Raw genomic sequence first — 21,739 nt, 5'->3', positions numbered from 1 at the left:
TCACGGCCTGTTCCCGGCGGGTCACCGGGCGAGCAGGTCGAGGACGTCTTCGTCGCTCGTCTGGCGGAAATCGGCGTACCACTGACCGACCGCGCGAAAGTCCGGCGGCTCGGTGAGGCAGACGACGTCGTCGGCTTCGCGCAACAGCCCCGCCGCGGCACCCGGCGCGCCCACGGGAGCCGCGAAGACGACGGTCGCGGGCCGGCCGGCCCGCAGGTCGCGCAGCGCCGCCGTCGCGGTGACGCCGGTGGCCAGCCCGTCGTCGACCAGGATGACGTCTCGGCCGGCCACGCCGACCGGTTCCCGGCCGTCGCGGTAGCGCGCGAGGCGGCGACGGGCCTCCGCGCGTTCCCGGTGTTCGGCGCGGGCCATCCGGGCCGCGGTGAGCCTGAGGCCGCGCAGGATGGCTTCGTCGTAGATCGCGGGCCCGTCGGATGTCACCGCGCCGACGCCGAACTCGCGCCGCCCCGGCGCGCCGATCTTGCGCGCGACCGCGACGTCCAGCTCGGCGCCCAGCCGCGCTGCGACGACCGCGGCCACCGGCACCCCGCCCCGGGCGAGCCCGAGCACCAGCGGGTCGGCCCAGCTCCGGCGGCTCAGCGCGACCGCCAGCCGCCGGCCACCGTCCTCGCGGTCGGCGAAGACCCGGGTGGCCATGGCCGCTCCTTCCGCGTCACACGCCGCTGGGGTAAGTCTGCACCTCCGCCGGCTCCCAGTGGTGCAACGGCGTGATCGCGGTCGTCTCGTCGCAGTGCACGAACGCGTCGTAGCGGGCGGCCGGCACGGTCGGGACGTACCCGCCGCCCCGGTGGACGACGCCGATCGCGCGATGGCCGCGAAGCTCCTTCGCCCACTCGGACGCGCCGTCGTCGCCGAAGACGTAGAGGCTGTCCTCGCCCGGCACGGCGTCGTGCAGCACGCCTTCGAGGCTGTCCGGGCGCGCGGGCTCCACCGCCATCCGCCGCACCGGCCCGCCCCAGTGGTCGCTGGCGATCACGGTCCCGCCGTGCGTGCCGAACCCGACCGCGACGACGCCGTCCGCCGCGTGCCGTTCCCGCGTCAGCTGCCCGAGGTTGACCATGCCCGCCGCGGCCATGTCGGTCGCCCGCGCGTCGCCGACGTGCGTGTTGTGCGCCCACACCACGGCTTTCGCGTCCGGGCCGTAGACACGCAGCAGCCGGTCGAGGGTGTCGCTCAGGTGCGTGTCACGCGCGTTCCACGACCGCGCGCCGCCGCGCACCAGCTCGCGGTAGTAGCGCTCGGCGCCGGCCACGACCTCCGCGTTCTGCGTGGCGACGAACGCCGGGTCGAGGCCCGGCTCGACGGCGGCCGCCGAGCGCAGCGCGGTCAGCAGGCGCACCACTTCCTCGCGGCAGTTCTCCGGCACCAGCGCCGCGGACACGCCGTCGTCGCCACAGGGTTCGAAGCAGCGCAAGGCGTCCAGGGTCGCGCCGAGGTGGGCGGGCGCGTGCTCGCGGACGTAGTGGAGCACGCCGCGCAGCGACTCCCCCAGGCTGTAGCCGTCCAGGCCGTGGAAACCACACGGCCGCCCGCTGCCGGTCGAGTTGAAGGACCGCAGCCAGGCGGCGAATTCGGCGACTTCTTCGTTGGCCCACAGCCAAGTCGGCCAGCGCCGGAAGCCCCACAGGACCTGCCCGGGGTCGTTCGGCGCCCCGGGAGCCCCGACGGCGCAGCAGTGCACGCGGTGGCACTCCGGCCAGTCGCCTTCGACCGCGACGAACGCGAAGTCGCGCTCGGCGAGCAGCCGTTTCGTGAGCTCGGCGCGCCACCGGTGGAACTCGGCGGTGCCGTGCGTCGCCTCGCCGAGCAACACGATCCGCGCGTGCCCGATCCGCCGGACGAGCGGGTCGAGGTCCTGCGGGCTCCGCAGCGTCGTGGCCGCTTCGCGCATGGTCGTGACGTCGTCGAGCACGGTTCCGGACATCAGGGCCGCCAGCCGTCGTGCCAGTCCGGATGGGCCTCGTAGACGGACGCGATCAGCTTCACGGACGCGTCGTCGTGGCCGTCGCGGATCTCCCGGCGCAGGAACTCGGCCTTTTCGCCGAAGGGCACCGGGTGCCGGTCTTCCATCGCCTCGACCGGGCCACCGGCCAGCAGCAGGCCGTCGCCGTCGTCGGCATACATGATCCGGAGCCTGCCCCGCCGCTCGGCCTCGTCGAGCAGCGGCAGCTCGCCCGCGTGGAACCGTGCTTCGTCCTCGGCGAGCCGGGCGAGCACGAACTCGTCCAGCTCGACGGCCGGGGTGTCGTCGAGATTCGTCATGGGCGCACGGTTACCCGCGCCGGTTCCTGTCCGAAACCTGTCCTGAAAAGGACTGGACCATTATTCGCGGTTCCCGAAAATGGAAGTGATCGCCCTTCAGCGCGGAAGGTGACCGATGAGCTTCCTGACTCCCCTGCTGGCCGTCGTCCTCGCGGCCACCCCGACACCCACCCCGGTCCCGGCGGCCGCTCCCCTCGCCGTGATCTGCGACAAGTACTGCGACGCAAGGGATCCCGCCCTCTCCCCCGGCGACCGCGAAGGCGCTTCGACGTCCGTCAGCGGGCGGCGGCTTTCCCTCCACCTCGACGACGGCGACGACATGGGCTGGGCGGCGATCACCGGCGGCACGGCGGGCGACCACGTCTGGCTGGACCGTTCGTTCGACGCCGGGCGCTCGTGGGCGTCGGGCAGCAAGCTCGGCGACACGGCGACGCCGTCGGGGCAGACCGGCTGGCGGACCCTGATGTACAACGCCGACGACTGGAACAACCGGGGTGTCGGCCTGCTGCGGGCGTGCGGCCAGCCGGCGGGCTCGGGCACGATCGCCTGCACGGGCTGGGCCCGCACGACGTGGAACGCCTGGGACCGCCGCACCGCGGCCGCGACGGCGTTGATGGAGCGCTACAACCAGGGCACCGGCCTGTTCGACACGACGGGCTGGTGGAACTCGGCGAACGCGCTGACCGCGGTCATCGACAACGCGCGGATCAGCGGCATGGGCAGCTACCGCTACGCGATCGACACGACGTACACGAAGAACCTGGCCGCCCAGGGCGGCCAGTTCCGCAACGACTACCTCGACGACACCGGCTGGTGGGGCCTGGCCTGGGTGGACGCGTACGACCTCACGGGCGACAGCCGCTACCTGAACACGGCTCGCGCCGACGCGGACCACATGTACGCGTACTGGGACGGCGTCTGCGGCGGCGGGGTCTGGTGGAGCACCGCCCGCACCTACAAGAACGCGATCCCGAACTCGTTGTACGTCCAGCTGAACGCGGCCCTGCACAACCGGATCCCGGGCGACACGGCGTATCTGGCGCGGGCTCGTGCGGGCTGGTCGTGGTTCGCGGGCAGCGGCATGATCAACGGCTCGAACCTCGTCAACGACGGCCTGAACACCTCGACGTGCGCCAACAACGGCCAGGCGGTCTGGAGCTACAACCAGGGCGTCCCGCTGGCCGCGCTGGCCGAGCTGTACCGCGCGACCGGCGACGCGGCACTGCTGACGAAGGCCCGCGCGATGGCGAACGCGTCGACGACGAACTCGGCCCTGAACCCGGGCGGGATCCTACGCGACCCGGGCGAGACGGCGGGCGGCGGCGGTGCGGACGGCCCGACCTTCAAGGGCGTGTACGCGCGGGACCTGGCGGTGCTGAACGGCGCGCTGGCGGACCGCCCGTACACGAGTTACCTGCAGCGACAGGCGAACTCGGCGTACGCGAAGGACCGCAACAGCGCGGAAGCGTACGGCCTGTTGTGGGCCGGCCCCTTCGACACCTCGGACGCGGCGCGGCAGCAGACCGCACTGGACCTGATGAACGCGGCCCCCTGACCGCCCGGAAGCCGGAACTCGCGTGATCGGAACCGGATCTCGCGTGATCGAGGCCGGAACTGGCGAGTTCCGGCCTCGATCACGCGAGTCACGGGCTCGATCACGCGAGTCCCGGATTCCGTCACGGGTCAGAGGGTCTTCTCCAGCCGGCCGGCCAGCAGCTTGATGAACCGCGCCGGGTCGGCCAGCTCGCCGCCCTCGGCGAGCAGCGCCATGCCGTAGAGCAGCTCGGCGGTCTCGGCCAGCCCGGCGTCGTCCGGGCGCGCCGTGTGCGCCTCGCGCAGGCCCGTCACCAGGCCGTGGTCCGGGTTCAGCTCCAGGATCCGCTTGATCGGCGGCAGCTCCTGCCCCATCGCGCGGTACATCTTCTCGAGCGTCGGCGTGAGGTCGTGGGTGTCCCCGACGATGCACGCCGGCGACGTCGTGAGCCGCGACGAGAGCCGGACCTCCTTGACGTCCTCGCCCAGCGCCGTGCCCATCCACGACAGCAGGCCTTCGAAGTCCTTCTTCTGCTGCTCGCGGGCGACCTCGGTGGACTTCTTGTCCTCCTCCGACTCCAGGTCGACCTGGCCCTTGGCGATCGACTGGAACTGCTTGCCGTCGAAGCCGCCGACGCCGTCGACCCACATCTCGTCGATCGGGTCGGTCAGCACCAGCACCTCGAAGCCCTTGGCGCGGAAGGCCTCCATGTGCGGCGAGTTCTCGATGGCCGAGCGCGACTCGCCGGTCATGAAGTAGATGTGCTCCTGGCCTTCCTTCATCCGCGAGACGTAGTCACGCAGCGAAGTCGGCTTCTCCGCGTCGTTCGTCGACGCGAACGACGAGATCTCGAGGATGGCCTCGCGGTTCTCGAAGTCGTCGAGCAGGCCCTCCTTGACCGCGCGCCCGAACTCGCGCCAGAACGTGGCGTACTTTTCGGCGTCGGCGGTCATCATCGTCTTGACCGTCGAGAGGACCTTCTTCACCAGGCGGCGGCGGATCAGCTGGATCTGCCGGTCCTGCTGCAGGATCTCCCGCGACACGTTGAGCGAGAGGTCCTGCGCGTCGACGACGCCCTTGACGAACCGCAGGTACTCCGGCACCAGCGATTCGCAGTCGTCCATGATGAAGACGCGCTTCACGTACAGCTGCACGCCGCGCTTGCGCTCCCGCAGGAACAGGTCCATCGGCGCGTGCGAGGGCAGGAACAGCAGCGCCTGGTACTCGAACGTGCCTTCGGCCTGGAGCCGGATCGTTTCCAGCGGGTCCTGCCAGTCGTGGCTGACGTGCTTGTAGAACTCGTGGTACTCGTCTTCGGAGACCTCGCTCGACGAACGCGCCCACAGCGCCTTCATCGAGTTGACGGTCTCGGGGGCCGCGTCCTCGCCCTCGCCGGCCATCCGGATCGGCCAGGTGATGAAGTCGGAGTACTTCTTCACGATCTCCCGGATCTTCGCCGGCGACGTGTAGTCGTACAGGTGGTCCTCGGCGTCCTCGGGCTTGAGGTGCAGCGTCACCGCGGTGCCCTGCGGCGCGTCCTCGACCTCCTGGATCGTGTACGTGCCCTCGCCGTCCGACTCCCAGCGGACGCCCTCGGCGCTGCCGGCCTTGCGGGTCACGAGGGTGACCTTGTCCGCGACCATGAAGCTCGCGTAGAAGCCGACGCCGAACTGGCCGATGAGGTCCTGCGACGCCGCCGCGTCCTTCGCCTCCTTCAGCTTAGTCAGGAAGTCGGCGGTGCCGGACTTGGCGATCGTGCCGATGAGCGCGACGACCTCCTCGCGCGTCATGCCGATGCCGTTGTCCCGCACCGTGAGGGTCCGCTCGGCCGGATCCGATTCGAGCGTGATGTGCAGGTCCGTCGTGTCCGCTTCGAGGTCTTTGTCGCGGTAGGCCTCCAGGCGCAGCTTGTCCAGCGCGTCGGAGGCGTTCGACACGAGCTCGCGCAGGAACGTGTCCTTGTTCGAGTAGATCGAATGGATCATCAGCTGGAGCAGCTGACGCGCTTCCGACTGGAACTCGAGCGTCTCGATCGGGGTGGTCACTTCCGGTCCTTTCCGGGGCGGGTGCCGAGGTGGGCCGATCCTACCGAGCACGTCCGACATTCCCGGTGGTCACCCGGTCGCGCACTTTATGAACGCAATGTAGGTGGGCCCGGGCCGCCGGGGTGATGCTGGCCACGCCCCGCTGCCGATCAAGGAGGATCGAGTGCCCGGACGACTGCCCAGATGGGCCGCCGCGTTCGCCGCGGCCAGTGCCCTGACCACCGCCTTCGCCGCGCCCGCCGCCGCGTCGACCGTCGTGGACCACCCCGTCCGCACCACCGGCTGCGGGCACGCCGCCCCGGTGCCCGCCGGGGTGACGACCACGCAGCACGTCGTCTCCGGCGGGCTCGACCGCGAGTACACCGTGCACCTGCCCGCGCACTACAACCCGCGGCGGGCGTACCCGCTGCTGCTGTCGTTCCACGGGCACAAGCGCACGTCCCAGTACCAGGAGGAGCTGTCCGGCTTCTCGGCGCTCGACGCGATCTCGGTCTACCCGCAGGGCCTGATCGGGACCGACGGCGAGTCGGCCTGGACCGGCGCGCCCTATTCGGCCGCGGCCGACGACGTCCTGTTCACCAGCGACCTGCTGAACTCGCTGCAGCGCACGCTGTGCGTCGACAACGACCGGATCTTCGCCGCCGGCAAGTCCAACGGCGGCGGGTTCGTCGGGCTGCTGGCGTGCCGCCTGCCCGGCCGGATCGCGGCGTTCGCCCCGGTGTCGGGCGCGTTCTACCCGCAAGGCGGCGCGTGCAACCCGAGCCGGCCGGCGCCGATCCTCGACTTCCACGGCACCGCCGACACGACCATCCCCTACACCGGCAACCCGGCCAAGGGCCTGCCGTCGATCCCGGACTGGCTGGCCGGCTGGTCCACAAGGGACGGTTGTTTCCCGAAGCCCGTGCAGTGGACGCCGGTCAAGGGCGTCGTCGCGCAGAAGTGGCTCGGCTGCGACCGGCACAGCACGCTCGAGCACTACCGCGTCGAGGGCGCGGGCCACGTCTGGCCGAGCACGAAGCCGAACAACGACTCGGCCACGCCGACGGTCATCGACGCGACCCCGGTCATCTGGCGGTTCTTCCGGGCGCATCCCCTGCGCTGAAACACGATTGACGCAGCTCACGCCGCTCGGCGACGATGCTCGCACCAGGTGAGAAGCCGCCCGTCGGACCCTCCGACGGGCGGCTTTCGCGTATCCACGAAAGGAGCCCACCGTGAAGGTGCTCGTCCTCAACGCCGGCTACGAGCCGCTGCAGACGGTTTCGGTGCCGCACGCCATCCGCATGCTCGTGCGGCACGTCGCCGAGATCCACGAGGCCGAAGACGGTCTCGCCTACGGGCTGTTCCCGCGCCCGAAGATCGTCCGGTTGCTGCGGTACGTCGTCATGAAGTGGCGATATACGCAGCCGCCGCGCTGGTCCCGGCGCGGGGTGCTGACCCGCGACGGCCACCGCTGCGCGTACTGCGGCGCCCGCGCGACGACGATCGACCACGTGACGCCCCTGAGCCGCGGCGGCGCACGCACCGACTGGCTCAACACCGTCGCCGCGTGCGGCGGCGCGTCCCGCAGCTGCAACGCGCGCAAGGCCGACAAGACCCCGGCCGAGGCCGGGATGAAGCTGCGCTTCGCGCCGTACGTGCCGCGCTGGGAGCAGCTGAACTCGCTGAGCGCGTGACGACCGGCGGGCCGTGGCGGTGCCCACGGCCCGCCTCGCCGTTAGGCTCGAACCGTTCGCCGCTCGCATCCGTGTGTTCCGGGGAAGGCCGGGAGGTCGTCGTGACCGACGCAGGAGAGCTGATCGCCGGGCGCTACCGGTTGGCCGACCGGATCGGCCAGGGGGCGATGGGCGTCGTCTGGCGTGCGCGCGACGAGCGGCTCGACCGGGTCGTCGCGGTCAAGCAGCTGGGGTACGACCCGGCGATCGGGCAGGCCGCCGGTGAGCAGGCGGCCCAGCGTGCCCTGCGGGAGGCCCGGCTGACGGCGCGGCTGCGGCACCCGCACGCGATCACGGTGCACGACGTCGTCGAGCACGGCGGCGAGCCGTACCTGGTCATGGAGTACCTGCCCTCGCGCAGCCTGGCGGACGTGCTCCTCGACCGCGAGACGCTGCCCGCCGACCAGGTCACCCGCATCGGCCTGCAGGTCGCTTCGGCGCTGGCGACGGCGCACGCCGAAGGCATCGTGCACCGCGACGTCACGCCCGGCAACGTGCTGCTCGGCGAGTCCGGCGTCGCCAAGATCGCCGACTTCGGCATCTCCCGGGCCACCGGCGAAGGCACGGTGACGGGCGGCGGCTTCATCGCGGGCACGCCGGCCTACCTGTCCCCGGAGGTGGCGGGCGGCGGCGACGCGGGCTTCCCGGCCGACGTGTTTTCCCTCGGCGCGACGCTCTACCGCGCGCTGGAGGGCACCCCGCCGTTCGGGAACGACGACAACGCGATCGCGTTGCTGCTGCGGGTCGCCCGCGAGGAGCCGATCCCGCCGAAGCACCGCGGGCCGCTGACCGAGGTGCTCGGCCGGATGCTGCAGCGCGATCCCGGGCAACGCCCGGCGATGACCGAGGTCCAGGAGCTGTTCGAGGCGGTGTCGGACGGCCGTCCGCTGCCGCCGCCCCGGCCACGCGCACACACGGGAACTCGCCTGCTGCGGGTCGGCCGCCCGCGACGCCGGCTGGTCCTGGCCGGCACGGGCGGTGCGCTGCTGCTGGCGCTGGGCGTGGCGATCGGGACGGTGCTGGTGCCCTCGGGAAGCACTCCGGTGGCGGCGCCGATCTCCGCTGTCCCGTCTCCGTCTCCCCCGACCTCGACCACGCCGGCGGACTTGGGCTGCGCGGCTCGCTACGACGTGACGAACTCCTGGCCGGGCGGCTACCAGGTCCAGGTGACGGTCCGCAACGACCGCGCGGAAGACCTGTCGGGCTGGCGGGTGCACTGGTCCCTGCCGGCGGGCCACCGGATCACGGGCCTGTGGAACGGGAACCTCGCGGTGGCGGGCAACGCGGTGACGGTGGACAACGCGGCGTGGAACGCGAACCTGAACGCGGGCGCGTCGACGACGTTCGGCTTCATCGGCCTGACCGGCGACGGCGACGCCAGTGGACGGCCGCAGCTAACCTGCCGGACGGTCTAGCAGCGCCGCCGCGCGCTCCAGCCCGTCGAGCACCGCCCGGACGTCCGGCCGCCGCGCCACGCCGGGGCGGGTCACCGCGAACACCCGGCGGGTCACCGGTTCTTCGAGCCGGTGCAAGTACACCCCCGGAGGCCCCGTCGGCAACGCCATCGCGGGCACCAGCGCCACCCCGGCACCCGCCGCCGCCAAGGCCACCAGCACCGCGAAATCCGGCGACTCCGCCACCACCGACGGCACGAACCCCGCCGCGCCGCACGCGCGCTGGATCATTTCGTAGCACGACAGCTCCGCCGTCGGCACCAGCCACGGACGCTCCGCGAAGTCGGCCAGCCGCGCCGGTGACCGCTCGCGGACCGCCGAAGCCAGCAGCACCGGTTCCTCGAGCAGCAGCCGTTCTTCGCAACGTGGCGGCATGTCTCGGGGCAGCAGCGAATAACTGTGCACCACCGCGACGTCGACGTCCTGACGGCGCAACGACTCCAGCGCGGCACCAGGCTCCTCGACGGCCAGCCGCAGAGACACCGGCCCGGCCCACACCCGCGGCATCAACTGCCGGGCCGCCGACGCGAACGCGGCCACCCGGACCGTCCCCGAGCCGTTCTCGGCCACCTCCGCCAGGGCCGACTCCGCCGCGGCCAGGTCGTCGAGGATGACCTCCGCGTGTGAGACCAGCAGGCGGCCCGCCGGCGTGAACACCAGCACCCGCCCCCGCTTCTCCAGCAGCGGCACCCCGGCCTCCCGTTCGAGCGCGGCGAGGTGCTGCGAGACGGCCGGCCCGGTGAGATGCAGTGCCGCCGCCGTCGCGGCCACCGTGCCGTGCTGGGCGAGGCTGTGCAGGATGCGCAGCCGGCGGAGCTCCAACATGAAGTCGGGCTTTCTCATCGACGAAGAAACCGTAACTGGTACTTAACGAGTATAACTCCGACGATGGACCGGTGAACCTCGCTCTCACCGTCGTCCTCTGGGCGGCCGCGTTCCCCGCCATCAAGGTCGGCCTCGACGGCTACGGCGTCGCCGGGCTGTCGTTCGCCCGGCTCGCCGTCGCCTCCGCCGTCCTGCTGCTCGCCGCGCCGCTCCTCGGCGTCCGGCTGCCGAACCGCCGGGACCTGCCCCTGATCGCGGTGTGCGGGCTCGCCGGGATGAGCGCCTACCAGCTGCTGCTCAACTGGGGCGAGGTCCACGTGCCCGCCGGCACCGCGAGCCTGCTCGTCTCGGTCGCCCCGGTGTTCAGCGTCCTGCTCGCCACCGCCTTCCTCGGCGAGCGCCTCACAACCACCCGCATCCTCGGCAGCGCCGTGGCGCTCGGCGGCAGCACGCTCATCGCGGCCGGCAGCGGCCTGGCGTACTCGGACGCGGCGTGGGTCGTCCTCGCCGCCGCGGCCGTCCAGGGCGTCTACCACTTCGGCAGCAAGCCCCTGCTCAAGCGCTACACCGGCCTCGAGGTCGCCTGCTACGCCATGTGGGCCGGGACGTTCTTCCTGCTGCCGCTCGCCCCGCAAGCCTTGCCCGGCCTCGAAAACACGCAGGCGACGATCGCCGTGGTCTTCCTCGGCGTGTTCCCCTCGGCCGCCGGGTTCGTCGCCTGGGGCTACGCGGTCGCGCGGCACTCGATCGCCGTCGCGACCGGTGCCCTCTACCTCGTGCCCGCGATCGCGCTCGGCATCGCTTACGTCTGGCTGGGCGAGGTCCCCACCTGGGTGGACGCCGCCGGCGGTGCGCTGAGCATCGCCGGCGTCGTCCTCCTCTCGCTCAGGCGTGGAGCCGGTCGAACGGCAGGCGCAGCACCTGGCCCGCCGGCACCGGCGCGTTCCCCGTCCGGATCGCGTCGAGCTCCGGCGTCGTGAGCGCCCGGCGGTAGAACCGGACCTCGTCGAACGAGCCGTTCCAGCGGAACTGGTTGTCCAGCCGCTGCCCCAGCTGCAGCTGGAACGACACGGTCTGGCTGACCGACCCGGCCGCCGCCGCGCCGGAGGCGACCTGGACGCCGTCCACCCACAGCAGGAGCTTGCCGCCCGTGCGTTCCAGCGCCACGTGGTGCCAGGCCTGGTCGTCATACGCCTGCGTGGACGTGATCGACGCGCTCCCGGCCGCCGTCGTCATCATCGCGATCAGCCGGTGGTTGGCCGGCTCGCCGCGCAACCACAGCTGCGGCGCGGTCGTGCCCATGCCGCCCAGCCAGAACAGGACCTGATTGCCCTTAGTGGCGCCGTACCGGAACCAGCCGGTCCAGGTGAGGTCGCCGTCGCCCGGGGGCTGGGCCGGGTCGTACGGCACGCGCACGTAGTCGTCGGCGCCGTCCAAGGTCAACGCACCGCCGAAGCGGCCGGCCGCGAGGGAGGCACCGCCGAGCACCCGGGCGTCCGCGTGCCGGGAAGCGTCCGGTGTGGACGGTCCGGCGGAGTTGTGCCACCCCAGGTACGACTCGTCGAAGCGGGCGAAGCGGATCTCGTCGCGGGCGTCGACCGCGCCGCCTTCGTACATCAGCCCGATCTTCGAGCCGCTGATCCGCACCAGGTCCGAGTAGCCCGACCAGTCCGTGGTGAGCTGCGTGCCCTGCTCGGCGTTCTCCCACGTGCGCCCGTTGTCGTAGGACGAGCGGATCATCATCCAGCGCCGCCGGTCGGTGTCGGACGGCGAGGAGAACAGCAGGCGGTTGCCCACGCGCAGGCTCGAGCCCTGCACCATCGGCGTCACCAGGTCGGGGATGGTGGTGAAGGACCTGGTGAACGTCTCGCCGCCGTCGCGGCTGAGGGCGTAGTCGCGGTTGCCGATGTCGGTGCCGCCCTGCTCGCGGCCGCCCGCGTAGATCGAGCCGTCGGGCAGCTCGACGACCGTGACCTCGGACGGCTTCTGCGTGTACGTCCCGCCGACGGGGTGCGGATAGCTGTTCACCGCGCCGACGTGCCAGCTGCGCCCGCCGTCGTCGCTGTAGACCAGCCCGGCGTGGTTCTCGATCGAATGCGTGCCGTCGCTGGTTTCCGCGTTGACGCCGAACACCAGCCGGCCCGCGTGCCGGCCGCGCGTCAGCTGGATCCCGTGCACCGGCCCGGACGCGTACCAGGAATCCCAGTTCGGCAGCTTCGCCTGCGAGCTGATGTCGACCGGGGCCGACCAGGTCAGGCCGTCGTCGTCGCTGTACTGCGAATGCGGCGAGCGCGGGCACGGGACGTCGCACGCCTTGTCGTCGGTGCGGCCCTTGTTGTACGTCGTGATCAGCACGATCCGGCCGGTGCGGCTGTCCACTATGGGCACCGGGTTGCCGTGGGTGTCCCCGCCGCCGCGGTTGACCACCTGCAGCGGCGACCACGTCTTGCCGCCGTCGGTGGAGCGCTTGAGCACGAGGTCGATGTCACCGGTGTCGCCGCAGTTGTCGATGCGGCCCTCGGCGAAGGCCAGCAGCGTGCCGTGGGTGGACTTGACGACCGCCGGGATCCGGAAGCAGCTGTAGCCCGGATCTTGCGCGGCTTTGAACAGGACCTGCTGGTCGAGCTGCGGCGCGGCCTGCGCCGGGCTCACGGCGAGCAGCGTGCCCGCCACCAGGGCCACCAGCGCGGCCCAGCTCCCCAGTGTTCGCATTCTCATCCCTTCAGGACGGCGACACCTCGCGGTTCGAGCCGCACCGCACCGACGGCCCGCGACGGGTCGGTCAGCAGGTCCGGCATCGGCTGCGGCAGGTCGACGGTGACCGGCTCGGTGCCGTGGTTGAGCAACAGGAGGTAAGCGCTTTCTTCGCCGTGCCGGACGATCGCCTGCACACCCGGCGGGGCCTCGAGCACCGGCCTCACCCCGGCTTCCGCGCACACACGGCCGAGCAGCGGAGCCAGCTCCGGCCGTGTCCCGACGTACCAGGCGACACCGTCGCCGAACGCATGACGCGTGATCGCCGGCCGCCCGGCCAGCTCACCCGAGGCGAACGTCGCGATCGTCGAGGCGCCTTCGGTTTCGATCCACTCGGCCCAGCTGGTCCCGGTATCCGTCGAGCCATCGGCGAAATCGAGCGGAACGGAACCGTCGAGTGGCCAGAACTCGTCCACCCGCAAGCCGAGGATCTCCCGCAGAGGCGCGGGATGCCCGCCGAGGTACGCGCGGTCGCAGCCGTCGACGATGCCGCTGAAGTACGACACGACCAGGTGCCCGCCACCGGCGACGTAGGCACGCAAGTTGTCCGCCGAAGCCTGCTCCAGGAGATACAGGTTGGGCACGACCACCAGCTTGTACCGCGAGAGATCCCTCGAAGGATGCACGACATCGCAGGTGATGTTGGCGTCGAACAACGGCCCGTAGTGCGCGAGGTGCGTCTCGAGCTGGTCGAGCTGAGCCGGGTGCGAGTCCAGCTCCAGTCCCCACCAGCTCGGCCAGTCGTGCAGCAGCGCGACGTCGGCCCGCACGGTTGTCCCGGCCAGCTCGGGCACCCGCGCCAGCTCCTGGCCCAGCGCGGAAGTCTCCCGGAACGTCCGGGTGTCGCGGCCGCCGTGCGGGACCATCGCGGAGTGGAACTTCTCCGCGCCGCCGCTGGTCTGCCGCCACTGGAAGAACAAGACGGCGTCGGCGCCCTGGGCGATCGCCTGCCAGCTGCCGAGGCGCATCGCGCCCGGGGGTTTGGGGCTGTTGCGCGGCCGCCAGTTCACCGCGCTCGGCGCCTGCTCCAGCAGCAGCCACGGCTGGTCCTTCGTGGACCGGACGAGGTCGTAGGCGAACGCGGCTTCGACGTGGGCCCGCGGGTCGAACGGGTCCGGGTAGGAGTCGAGGCTGACGACGTCCTCGTGCGGCGTCCAGGTGTGCCAGTCGAGGGCTTTCTGCACCAGCCCGACGAAGTTCGTGGTCACCGGGATGTCCGGCGTGACGCGGCGCAGCACCCGCTGCTCGGTCAGGTAGCAGCCGAGCGCGGCGTCGGAGGAGAACCGGTGGAAGTCCAGCTGCTGCGCGGGGTTCGGGAACGTCGGCGCCACGCGCGGCGGCAGGATCTCCTCCCACGACGAGTAGTGCTGGGACCAGAACGTCGTGGTCCACGCGGTGTTCAACGCTTCCAGCGTGCCGTAGCGCTCGCGTAGCCACCGGCGGAAGTCGTCGGCCGAGACGTCGCAGTAGCAGGCGCGGATGTGGCAGCCGAACTCGTTGCCGATGTGCCACATCGCCAGGGCCGGGTGCCCCGCGTACCGCGTGGCGAGCTCCGTGACCAGCCGTTCGGCGTGGGCCCGGTAGACCGGGCTCGACGGGCAGAACTGCTGGCGCGCCCCGGGTGAGAGCCGGACGCCGTCGGCGCGCACCGGCAGGATCTCCGGGTGCGCGTGGGACAGCCAGGCCGGCGGTGACGCGGTCATCGTCGCCAGGCACACCTGGACACCGGCCCCCGCGAGGCCGTTCATGACGTCGTCGAACCACCCGAAGTCGTACTCCCCCGGCCGCGGTTCGACGGCCGCCCACGAGTAGATCCCGGCCGTCACCATCGTGACGCCCGCTTCGGCCATCAGCTTCAGGTCCTCGCGGCGGACCTCTTCGGACCAGTGCTCGGGGTTGTAGTCGGCGCCGTAGCGGATCATCAGAGCAGGCCCGCTTCGGCGAGCTTTTCCTTGATCCGCAGCAGCTCCTCGTCGTCCAGCGGCAGCTGCGGGGGCGCCATGACAGCGTTGTCGATGAACCCGCGCATCTTCATCGCGGCCTTGAAGGCGCCGAGCCCGGCCGAGCCGCGGCCCATCCGGCTCGGCGGCGCGACGGCCGTGATCGAGAACAGCTTCATCAGGCGTTCCTGCTCCCGGCGGGCCGCGGCCAGGTTGCCGGACTTGAAGTGGTCGTGGATGAGCACGTACCCGACCGGGTCGACGTTGCCGAGGCCCGGCACCGCGCCGTCGGCGCCCATCGCCAGCGCGGCGTCGACCACCAGCTCCGAGCCGGTGAACACGGCGAAGTCGTCGAGGCCGCGGTCGCGCTTGCCCAGCAGCACCGCGCGGAAGGACGCCTCGTCGCCGCTGGAGTCCTTCAGTGCGGCGAGGACGCCGTCGGCGGCCAGGTCGAGGACCATGCCGCCGTCGAGCTTCGTGTGCACCGCGACCGGGATGTCGTAGGCCACGATCGGCAGCGACGTGCGGTCACGCAACAGCCGGAAGTGCCGGTCGATCTCGGCCACGTGCGTCCGCGTGTAGTACGGCGCGGTGACGACGACGGCGTCGGCCCCGGCGGCTTCGGCGGCCTTGATGTGCTCGGCGACCCGCAGAGTCGTCATGTCGATACAGCCGACGAGCACCGGGACGCGCCCGGCGACCTGGTCGACGGTCGTTTCGACGACCACGCGCCGCTGCGCGTCGGGCAGGAACGCGACCTCGCTGGAGGAGCCGAGGACGAAGACGCCGTGCACGCCGGCGTCGAGCTGGACTTCGACGTGCCGCCGCAGCGAGTCGGTGTCCACGCTGAAGTCGTCGTTGAACGGCGTGCACAGCGGGGGGACGATTCCGGCGAACTTCGGCATCAGGCGCTCACTTCGGTGGGGATCTCGGGGTGGATGCAGCGGTAGGTGTGCCCGCCCTCGGCCGCGGCGAGGGGCGGCAGCTCGGCCGCGCACTCGTCGGTGGCCTTCGGACAGCGGGTGCGGAACGGGCAGCCGCTCGGCGGGTTGGTCGCCGAGGGCACCGGGCCGGTGAGCACGATCGGCTCGACCGGGTGCAGCAGGCTCGGTGTCGCGGAGAACAGCGCCCGCGTGTAGGGGTGGCGGGCCCGCGCCCCCACCGGAGCCTCTTCGACGATCCGGCCCAGGTACATCGTGATGATCCGGTCGCTCATCTTCGACACGGTCTGGATGTCGTGGGAGACGAACACCATCGCCAGTTCCAGCTGTTCGCGCAGGTCGAGCAGCAGGTTGAGGATCTGGGCGCGGACCGAGACGTCCAGGGCGGACGTCGGTTCGTCGGCGACCAGCAGCGCGGGCCGCAGGGCCAGTGCCCGCGCGATGGCGACGCGCTGGCGCTGACCGCCGGAGAGCTGGCCCGGCACCGCGTCGGCGACGCTGGTCGGCAGCCCGACCAGCGACATCAGCTCGCGGACGCGGTCGTCGCGCTCGGCCGGCGTCCCGACGTGGTGGACGTCCAGGGGGTCGCGGATGATCTTGGCGACGGCGAGCCGCCGGTTCAGCGCGGTCGACGGGTCCTGGAAGACCATGCCGACCTCGCGTCCCGACGCCAAGGGTTCGCCGCGGAACCGCACGGACCCGGCGGTCGGGCGCTGCAGCCCGACGATCACCTTGGCCAGGGTGGACTTCCCGCAGCCGGACTCGCCGACGACGCCGATCGTCTCGCCCGGGTTCACGACCAGGTGGGCGTCGGTCAGGGCGTACACCTGCTGGTGCCCGAACAGGCCGCGGCCGCGGATCTTGTGGACGACGTGGACGCCGTCGACCTCGAGGAGGTTCACGCCGTCGCCTCCTTCTCACGCGCGATGTCGACCGCCGGGAAGTGGCAGGCGACCAGGTGGTCGACCGGTTCGCCGAAGCGGACCGGGGTTTCGTCGTGGCACTTGGCGCGTGCGGCGGGGCAGCGGTCGGCGAACCGGCAGCCCGCCGGGAACTCGGCCGGTGCCGGGACGACGCCCTTGATCTGCGTCAGGCGGGCTTCGTTCTCTTCCAGCGACAGCACCGCACTGAGGAGCCCGCGGGTGTAGTGGTGCCGCGGCGAGCCGACGACCTCGGCGGTGGTGCCCAGCTCCGCGACCTGGCCGCCGTACATCACGACGACGCGGTCGGCGATCTCGGACACCAGCGCGAGGTCGTGCGAGACGAGGATGAGCGCGAAACCCAGCTCCTCCTGCAGCCGCAGCAACAGCGCCATGATCTGGGCCTGCACGGTGACGTCGAGGGCGGTTGTCGGCTCGTCGGCGACGATCAGCTTCGGGTCCCGCGAGAGCGCCATCGCGATCAGCACGCGCTGGCGCTGCCCGCCGGACAGCTCGTGCGGGTAGGACCGCAGCATGCGTTCCGGGTCGAGGTTGACCAGCTCGAGCAGCTCCGCCGGGGTGCGGGTGCCGCCGCGGCGGGTGAACTGCTTGAGCTGGGCGTTGATGGTCATCGCCGGGTTGAGCGAGCTGAGCGCGTCCTGGTAGATCATCGCGATGTCGTGGCCGAGGTGCCGCCGCCGCTCACTCGCGCGCAACGCGAGCAGGTCGCGCTGGGCGAACCGGATCTGGCCGGACACCTGGGCGCCCGCCGGCTCCAGACCGAGGATGGCCAACGCGGTGAGCGTCTTGCCGCAGCCGGATTCGCCGATCAGGCCGAGCACTTCACCGGCGCGGACGCTGAACGAGACGCCGTCGACGACGTCGACGCCCTCGTGGCGGCCGGGGAAGGCGATCCTCAGCCGGTCGACCTCCAGGACCGTCTCGCGGTGGTCGAGGGACCGGGCGGTGCGGGCCAGCCGCTCCCCCGCCTCCCGCAGGCCGGCGATCGGCAGGACCGGCGCGGTGTCGGCGTCGTCGCGGGCTTCGACGGCCTTCGCGACTTCGGCCGCCTTGACCGCGCGGGCCGAGGGCGCCGCCCAGGCATCGGAGATGCGCTCCGACAGGATGTTCAGCGCCAGCACGGTGATCAGGATGAGCAGGCCGGGGAACAACGTCGCCCACCAGCCGCCGGTGAGCACCATGTCCTTGCCGTCGGAGAGCACCGAGCCCCACGACGGGTCCGGGGGCTGGATGCCGGCGCCGATGAACGACAGCGACGCCTCGAAGACGATCGCGTCGGCCACCGTCACCGTGCAGTAGACCAGGATCGGGGCGGCGCAGTTGATCGCGACGTGGCGGGTCAGCACGAAGAACCGCCGTGCGCCGATGACCCGTTCCGCGGCGACGTAGTCCTCGCCGTACTGCGCGAGCACGTTCGCCCGGATCACCCGGGCCACCGGCGGCATGTTCAGGAACCCGATGGCGAGGATCAGCACCAGGATCCCGTGCCCGAACACCGCCACCAGCACCGCGGCCAGCGCGATACCGGGGAAGGCCATGATGACGTCGAGCACGCGCATGATCACCGCGTCCACCCGGCGGTGCGAGGTCGCGGCGAACGACCCGATCACCGCCCCCGACACGAGCGCGAGCGCCACCGCCCCCAGGCCGATGGCCAGCGACCAGCGCGTGCCGGCGACGAGCCGGGAGAAGATGTCGCGTCCGGAGGTGTCGGTGCCGAACCAGTGCTCGCCGCTCGGGCCGCCGGTGTCGGTGCTCAGCGCGTCCGGGTTGTGCGTGGCCACGAGCGTGCCGACGATGGCGACCAGCACCAGCACGCCGAGGATCGCGAGAGCGGGCCACGACCCGCGCAGGCGCCTCACGCGTGGCTCCGCAGGCGCGGGTTGGCGATCAGGTACAGGACGTCGACGATCAGGTTGACCAGGACGAACCCGATCGCGATGGTGATCACGAAGCCCTGCACCTTGGCCGTGTCGCCGTCCTTGACGGCCTGGATCATGTTCTGCCCCATCCCCGGCAGCGCGAACATCGTCTCGATGACGACGGCGCCGCCCAGCAGGTAGCCGACCCGCAGGCCGAGCACGGTCAGCGGGGTGACGAGCGCGTTGCGCAGCACGTTGCGCCCGACCACGACCACCGGCGGCAGGCCGCCGCCGCGCGCGGTGCGGACGTAGTCCTTGTCCAGCTCTTCGACCATCGACGTCCGGATCACCCGGGTCAGCTGCGCGGCCACCGGCAGCGCCAGGGCGACCGCGGGCAGCGTCAGCGAGTTCAGCCAGCCGCCGAAGGAGTCGGCCGGGCTGACGTACCCGCTGGTCGGGAACAGGCCCTGGCCGACGGCCAGCCACTGCACCAGCAGCAGCGCGACCCAGAACGCCGGCGCGGCGACCCCGGCCAGGGTGACGATCCGGATCGCCTTGTCCGGCCAGCGGTCGCGGAACAGCGCCGACGTCACGCCGAGGACCAGGGACGTCACCAGCGCGATGACCAGCCCGAGCAGGGTCAGCTGCACGGTCAGCGGCAACGCGGTGGCGATGGTCTCGCCGACCGGCTGCTTGGTGATCACGCTGGTGCCCCAGTCACCCTGGACCAGGTGCCAGACGAAGTGGACGTACTGCAGCGGCAACGGGTCCAGCAGCCCGTTCTCGAGCCGGAACTGCTGCAGCTGCTCGGCGGTGGCGTTCGCGCCGTCGAACGCGGCGAGCGCCGGGTCGGTCGGCGCGAACCGCATCACGATGAACACGAACAGGATCACGCCGAGCAGCAGCGGGATCAGGGCGAGGATGCGGCTCAGCAGCATCCGCACGACGACGGCCACGGGTTCTCCTCTTAGACCGGCTTCGCCTGGTTCAGGTAGATGCCCGGGTAACCCTGGGCACGCACGCCGGAAATCGCCTTCGGGTCCCACGCCGTGCCGAGCTGGGTGAACACGACCGGGTAGATCACGGCCTGCTCGGAGATCCGGTCGAGCAGCTGCTTGTTCAACGCGGTCCGCTTGCCCTCGTCGGTTTCGGCCGCGGCCTGGTCCTGCAGCGCGAGCAGCGCCTGCGCGTCCGGGCCGGTGAAGCGGGCGTACTTGCTCGTGAGGAGCGACTTCGCGTCGTAGTAGTAGCGGATGAGCAGGTCGGGGTCGTTGCCGAACTGCATGGGGTTGTTGGTCGTGGCGACGACCTGGAAGTCGGTGCCCGCGTCCAGCTTGGAAAACAGCGCCTTGGTGTCCTGGGAGTCCAAAGTGGTCTGGACGCCGATCGCGTCCCAGCCCTCCTTGATCACCTTGACGCAGTCGGCGACCAGCGAGGTGTTCGTCGTGGACAGCGTGACTTTGAGGCCGCTGACGCCGGCCTGCTGCAGCAGCTGTTTCGCCTTTTCGGGGTTGTAGGCGAAGTCCTGCGACGCGGGCTGCGACGACGGGAGCTTCGGGTTGATGAACGACGTCCCGGGCGAGCCGGCGCCCTTCAGGCCGATCTCGATCATCTTGTTCTTGTCGATGGCGTAGTGCAGTGCCTGGCGCACGAGGTTCTTGTCGAACGGCGCGTGCGCGGTGTTGAAGAGCAGGAAGAGGTTGTTGCCGCCGTCGGCGAACTCGACCGTGCGGCCGGCCTTGCGCAGCTGCTCGGCGTTGGCCGCCGGGATGTTCTCGGCGATCTGCGCGTCGGGCTTGGCGCCGGAGATGGCGGCGACGCGCGGGGCGGAGTCCACGATGGACTTCCACAGCATCTTGTCGTAGGCGGCCGGGCGCGGGCCGTTGTAGTCCGCGAACTTCTCGAAGCCGGTGTGGCTCAGCGGCGCCTGCTCGACGACCTTGTACGGGCCGGACCCGACGACCTTGCCCGCCGCGGCGTCGGCCCACTTGCCCTCGTAGACGTGCTTCGGGAGGATCTTGCAGCACTGGATCCGCTGCAGCGCGTACGGGAAGGGGAACTTGAGCACGAACTCGACCGAACGCTCGCCGGTCTTGCGGACTTCCTTCAGCCAGGTGGAGAAGAAGCTGTGGATGAGGACGTTTTCCTTCTCGTCCAGCGCCCGCGCGTAGGTGAAGACGACGTCGTCGGCGACCACCGGCTGACCGTCGTGCCACTTCGCGCCGTCGCGGAGGTCGAACTTCAGGCTGGTGCCGCTCGCGTCGGGTAGCGCTTTCGCCAGGCCCGGGAACGGCGCGCGGGTGACCGGGTCACCCTCCACGAGGGACTCGTAGCAGTGCAGGATCGCGGCCATCGAGAACGCGGACGCGGTCTGCAGCGGGTCCCACGACTGGTTGTTGCCGTAGCCGATCACGGCGGTCAGCGAGCCCGCCGAGCTGCCGGTCTTGTTGGTGGACGACGGCCCGCCGCACGCGGCGAGCACGGTCGGGAACGCCATGGCCGCCCCGGCGAAGGTGGTGTAGCGCAGCAACTGGCGGCGGCTGAGCGACGGGCTCTGGGACATCGGTGTCTCCGGCTGGCTCCGAACGGTAGGACATGGGACGTCCTATGACCGGCGTGAGCCTAGGATGGCTTCGCGTGCTGGTCAACCCTTCTGGACGTATGACGTAGGATGTCCTCTCACGACGCATCCGGGGAGGACAGCAGTGGCCCGTCCGCAGCGCAGCGAAGAGATCACCAAGCGCATCATCGACCTGATCGTCGAGCGGGAGCTCCCGCCGGGCGCGCCCATGCCCACCGAGCTGAGCCTGATGGACGACATCGGCGTCAGCCGCAACTCCATCCGCGAAGCCATCAAGGCGCTGCAGGCGCTGGGCATCGTCGAGATCCGCCACGGCTACGGCACGTTCGTCGGCTCGGCCGGCTCGGAGTCGCTGCAGACGTGGCTGCTCTTCCGCACCCGCGCCCGCGGCGCGACCGACGTCGGCCGGCTGCGCGACCTCCTGGAGGTGCGGGAGATGCTCGAGACCGAGCTGACCCGGCGCGTCGCCACCGACCACCGGCCCGGCCTCATCGAAGACCTGCAGGCGTGCGTCGCGCGGATGAAGCGCAAGGGGCCCGACGCGGCGGAGGCCGACCGCGAGTTCCACGACCTCATCTGCGCCGAGGCCGGGTTCGACCTCGCGCGCGAGCTCACCGGCCTGTTCTGGGACGTCTACCGGATCGCCGAGAGCGAGCTCGGCGGGCCGGCCGGCTCACCGACGGCCACCGCGAAGCGGCACCAGGCCATCGTCGACGCACTCCTGACGCGGGACGCCGACGCCGCCGCGGAAGCCGTGCATCGGCACTTCGACGAGGTCCGCAAGCGCGCGAAAGCCGGGCCGTACGGCGGTTTCGGTGTCGCGCGCCCGGTTCCGGTCGCGCACTCCTGACTGTCCGTTGTTGA

Annotated in this window: 18 protein-coding genes; 6 read left to right on the top strand and 12 right to left on the bottom strand. The window is 71.3% G+C overall.

What is annotated here, in order from left to right; all coding sequences use genetic code 11:
- Nucleotides 1-21: 21 nt before the first annotated feature.
- From M8542_RS13215 to M8542_RS13205, 3 genes are read right to left on the bottom strand one after another with little or no spacing between them, the layout of a single operon-like run.
- Nucleotides 22-657, bottom strand: a complete 636-nt coding sequence (locus M8542_RS13215; RefSeq protein WP_257920408.1) for a phosphoribosyltransferase — start codon at nt 655-657, stop codon at nt 22-24.
- A gap of 16 nt (nt 658-673) precedes the next feature.
- A complete protein-coding gene (locus tag M8542_RS13210; protein ID WP_257920407.1) occupies nt 674-1,945 on the bottom strand; it encodes an erythromycin esterase family protein in 1,272 nt (423 codons plus the stop codon).
- Entirely contained in the window at nt 1,945-2,283 is a 339-nt protein-coding gene (locus M8542_RS13205; protein WP_257920406.1) for a hypothetical protein, read from the bottom strand. Before M8542_RS13205 ends, M8542_RS13210 begins: the two co-directional genes overlap by 1 nt.
- Nucleotides 2,284-2,398: 115 nt before the next feature.
- Between M8542_RS13205 and M8542_RS13200 the strand changes: the two genes are divergently transcribed.
- Nucleotides 2,399-3,838, top strand: coding sequence for a glycoside hydrolase family 76 protein (locus tag M8542_RS13200; RefSeq protein ID WP_257920405.1), 1,440 nt, complete (start codon nt 2,399-2,401; stop codon nt 3,836-3,838).
- A 128-nt stretch (nt 3,839-3,966) separates the two neighbouring features.
- Here the strand turns inward: M8542_RS13200 and htpG are convergent, their stop codons facing one another.
- Nucleotides 3,967-5,862 (bottom strand): molecular chaperone HtpG, encoded by a 1,896-nt coding sequence (gene htpG, locus M8542_RS13195; protein WP_257920404.1) that lies wholly within the window; start codon nt 5,860-5,862, stop codon nt 3,967-3,969.
- Between the two features lie 163 nt (nt 5,863-6,025).
- Between htpG and M8542_RS13190 the strand changes: the two genes are divergently transcribed.
- From M8542_RS13190 to M8542_RS13180, 3 genes are all read left to right on the top strand, one after another.
- The gene (locus M8542_RS13190) at nt 6,026-6,964 is read left to right on the top strand and encodes a CE1 family esterase (protein WP_257920403.1); all 939 of its coding nucleotides are present in this window, start codon (nt 6,026-6,028) and stop codon (nt 6,962-6,964) included.
- Between the two features lie 112 nt (nt 6,965-7,076).
- On the top strand, nt 7,077-7,538 hold the full coding sequence (locus tag M8542_RS13185; RefSeq protein ID WP_257920402.1) for an HNH endonuclease: 462 nt from the start codon (nt 7,077-7,079) through the stop codon (nt 7,536-7,538).
- A 101-nt stretch (nt 7,539-7,639) separates the two neighbouring features.
- Nucleotides 7,640-8,992 carry a protein kinase domain-containing protein gene (locus tag M8542_RS13180; RefSeq protein ID WP_257920401.1) on the top strand — a complete coding sequence of 451 codons (1,353 nt, stop codon included), beginning with the start codon at nt 7,640-7,642 and terminating at the stop codon, nt 8,990-8,992.
- On the opposite strand, the gene M8542_RS13175 is transcribed toward M8542_RS13180, so the two are convergent.
- Nucleotides 8,972-9,874, bottom strand: coding sequence for a LysR family transcriptional regulator (locus M8542_RS13175; protein ID WP_257920400.1), 903 nt, complete (start codon nt 9,872-9,874; stop codon nt 8,972-8,974). The genes M8542_RS13180 and M8542_RS13175 overlap by 21 nt on opposite strands.
- 53 nt (nt 9,875-9,927) lie before the next feature.
- Between M8542_RS13175 and M8542_RS13170 the strand changes: the two genes are divergently transcribed.
- The gene (locus M8542_RS13170; protein WP_257920399.1) at nt 9,928-10,836 is read left to right on the top strand and encodes a DMT family transporter; all 909 of its coding nucleotides are present in this window, start codon (nt 9,928-9,930) and stop codon (nt 10,834-10,836) included.
- On the opposite strand, the gene M8542_RS13165 is transcribed toward M8542_RS13170, so the two are convergent.
- Genes M8542_RS13165 through M8542_RS13135 form a run of 7 tightly spaced genes read right to left on the bottom strand, consistent with a single transcriptional unit; the run spans nt 10,742 to nt 20,857 of the window.
- Nucleotides 10,742-12,568 carry a sialidase family protein gene (locus M8542_RS13165; protein ID WP_257920398.1) on the bottom strand — a complete coding sequence of 609 codons (1,827 nt, stop codon included), beginning with the start codon at nt 12,566-12,568 and terminating at the stop codon, nt 10,742-10,744. The two genes, M8542_RS13170 and M8542_RS13165, sit on opposite strands and share 95 nt — an antisense overlap.
- A gap of 2 nt (nt 12,569-12,570) precedes the next feature.
- Nucleotides 12,571-14,532 (bottom strand): beta-galactosidase, encoded by a 1,962-nt coding sequence (locus M8542_RS13160; RefSeq protein WP_257920397.1) that lies wholly within the window; start codon nt 14,530-14,532, stop codon nt 12,571-12,573.
- Nucleotides 14,532-15,455 (bottom strand): dihydrodipicolinate synthase family protein, encoded by a 924-nt coding sequence (locus M8542_RS13155; RefSeq protein ID WP_257920396.1) that lies wholly within the window; start codon nt 15,453-15,455, stop codon nt 14,532-14,534. Before M8542_RS13155 ends, M8542_RS13160 begins: the two co-directional genes overlap by 1 nt.
- On the bottom strand, nt 15,455-16,393 hold the full coding sequence (locus tag M8542_RS13150; protein WP_257920395.1) for an oligopeptide/dipeptide ABC transporter ATP-binding protein: 939 nt from the start codon (nt 16,391-16,393) through the stop codon (nt 15,455-15,457). Before M8542_RS13150 ends, M8542_RS13155 begins: the two co-directional genes overlap by 1 nt.
- Nucleotides 16,390-18,294 carry a dipeptide/oligopeptide/nickel ABC transporter permease/ATP-binding protein gene (locus M8542_RS13145; protein ID WP_257920394.1) on the bottom strand — a complete coding sequence of 635 codons (1,905 nt, stop codon included), beginning with the start codon at nt 18,292-18,294 and terminating at the stop codon, nt 16,390-16,392. Before M8542_RS13145 ends, M8542_RS13150 begins: the two co-directional genes overlap by 4 nt.
- Nucleotides 18,291-19,250, bottom strand: coding sequence for an ABC transporter permease (locus M8542_RS13140; RefSeq protein ID WP_257920393.1), 960 nt, complete (start codon nt 19,248-19,250; stop codon nt 18,291-18,293). Before M8542_RS13140 ends, M8542_RS13145 begins: the two co-directional genes overlap by 4 nt.
- Nucleotides 19,251-19,261: 11 nt before the next feature.
- Complete coding sequence (locus M8542_RS13135; protein WP_257920392.1) at nt 19,262-20,857, bottom strand: ABC transporter substrate-binding protein; 1,596 nt, start codon at nt 20,855-20,857, stop codon at nt 19,262-19,264.
- Nucleotides 20,858-20,999: 142 nt separating this feature from the next.
- On the opposite strand from M8542_RS13135, the gene M8542_RS13130 reads away from it, so the two are divergent.
- Nucleotides 21,000-21,725: a FadR/GntR family transcriptional regulator gene (locus M8542_RS13130; protein WP_257920391.1), complete on the top strand. Its 726-nt coding sequence runs from the start codon at nt 21,000-21,002 to the stop codon at nt 21,723-21,725.
- Nucleotides 21,726-21,739: the final 14 nt, after the last annotated feature.

This window comes from Amycolatopsis iheyensis (assembly GCF_024703995.1).
Classification (GTDB): domain Bacteria; phylum Actinomycetota; class Actinomycetes; order Mycobacteriales; family Pseudonocardiaceae; genus Amycolatopsis; species Amycolatopsis iheyensis.
Note: the sequence above shows the minus strand (reverse complement) of the source record. Positions and strands in the feature narration are given on the sequence as shown.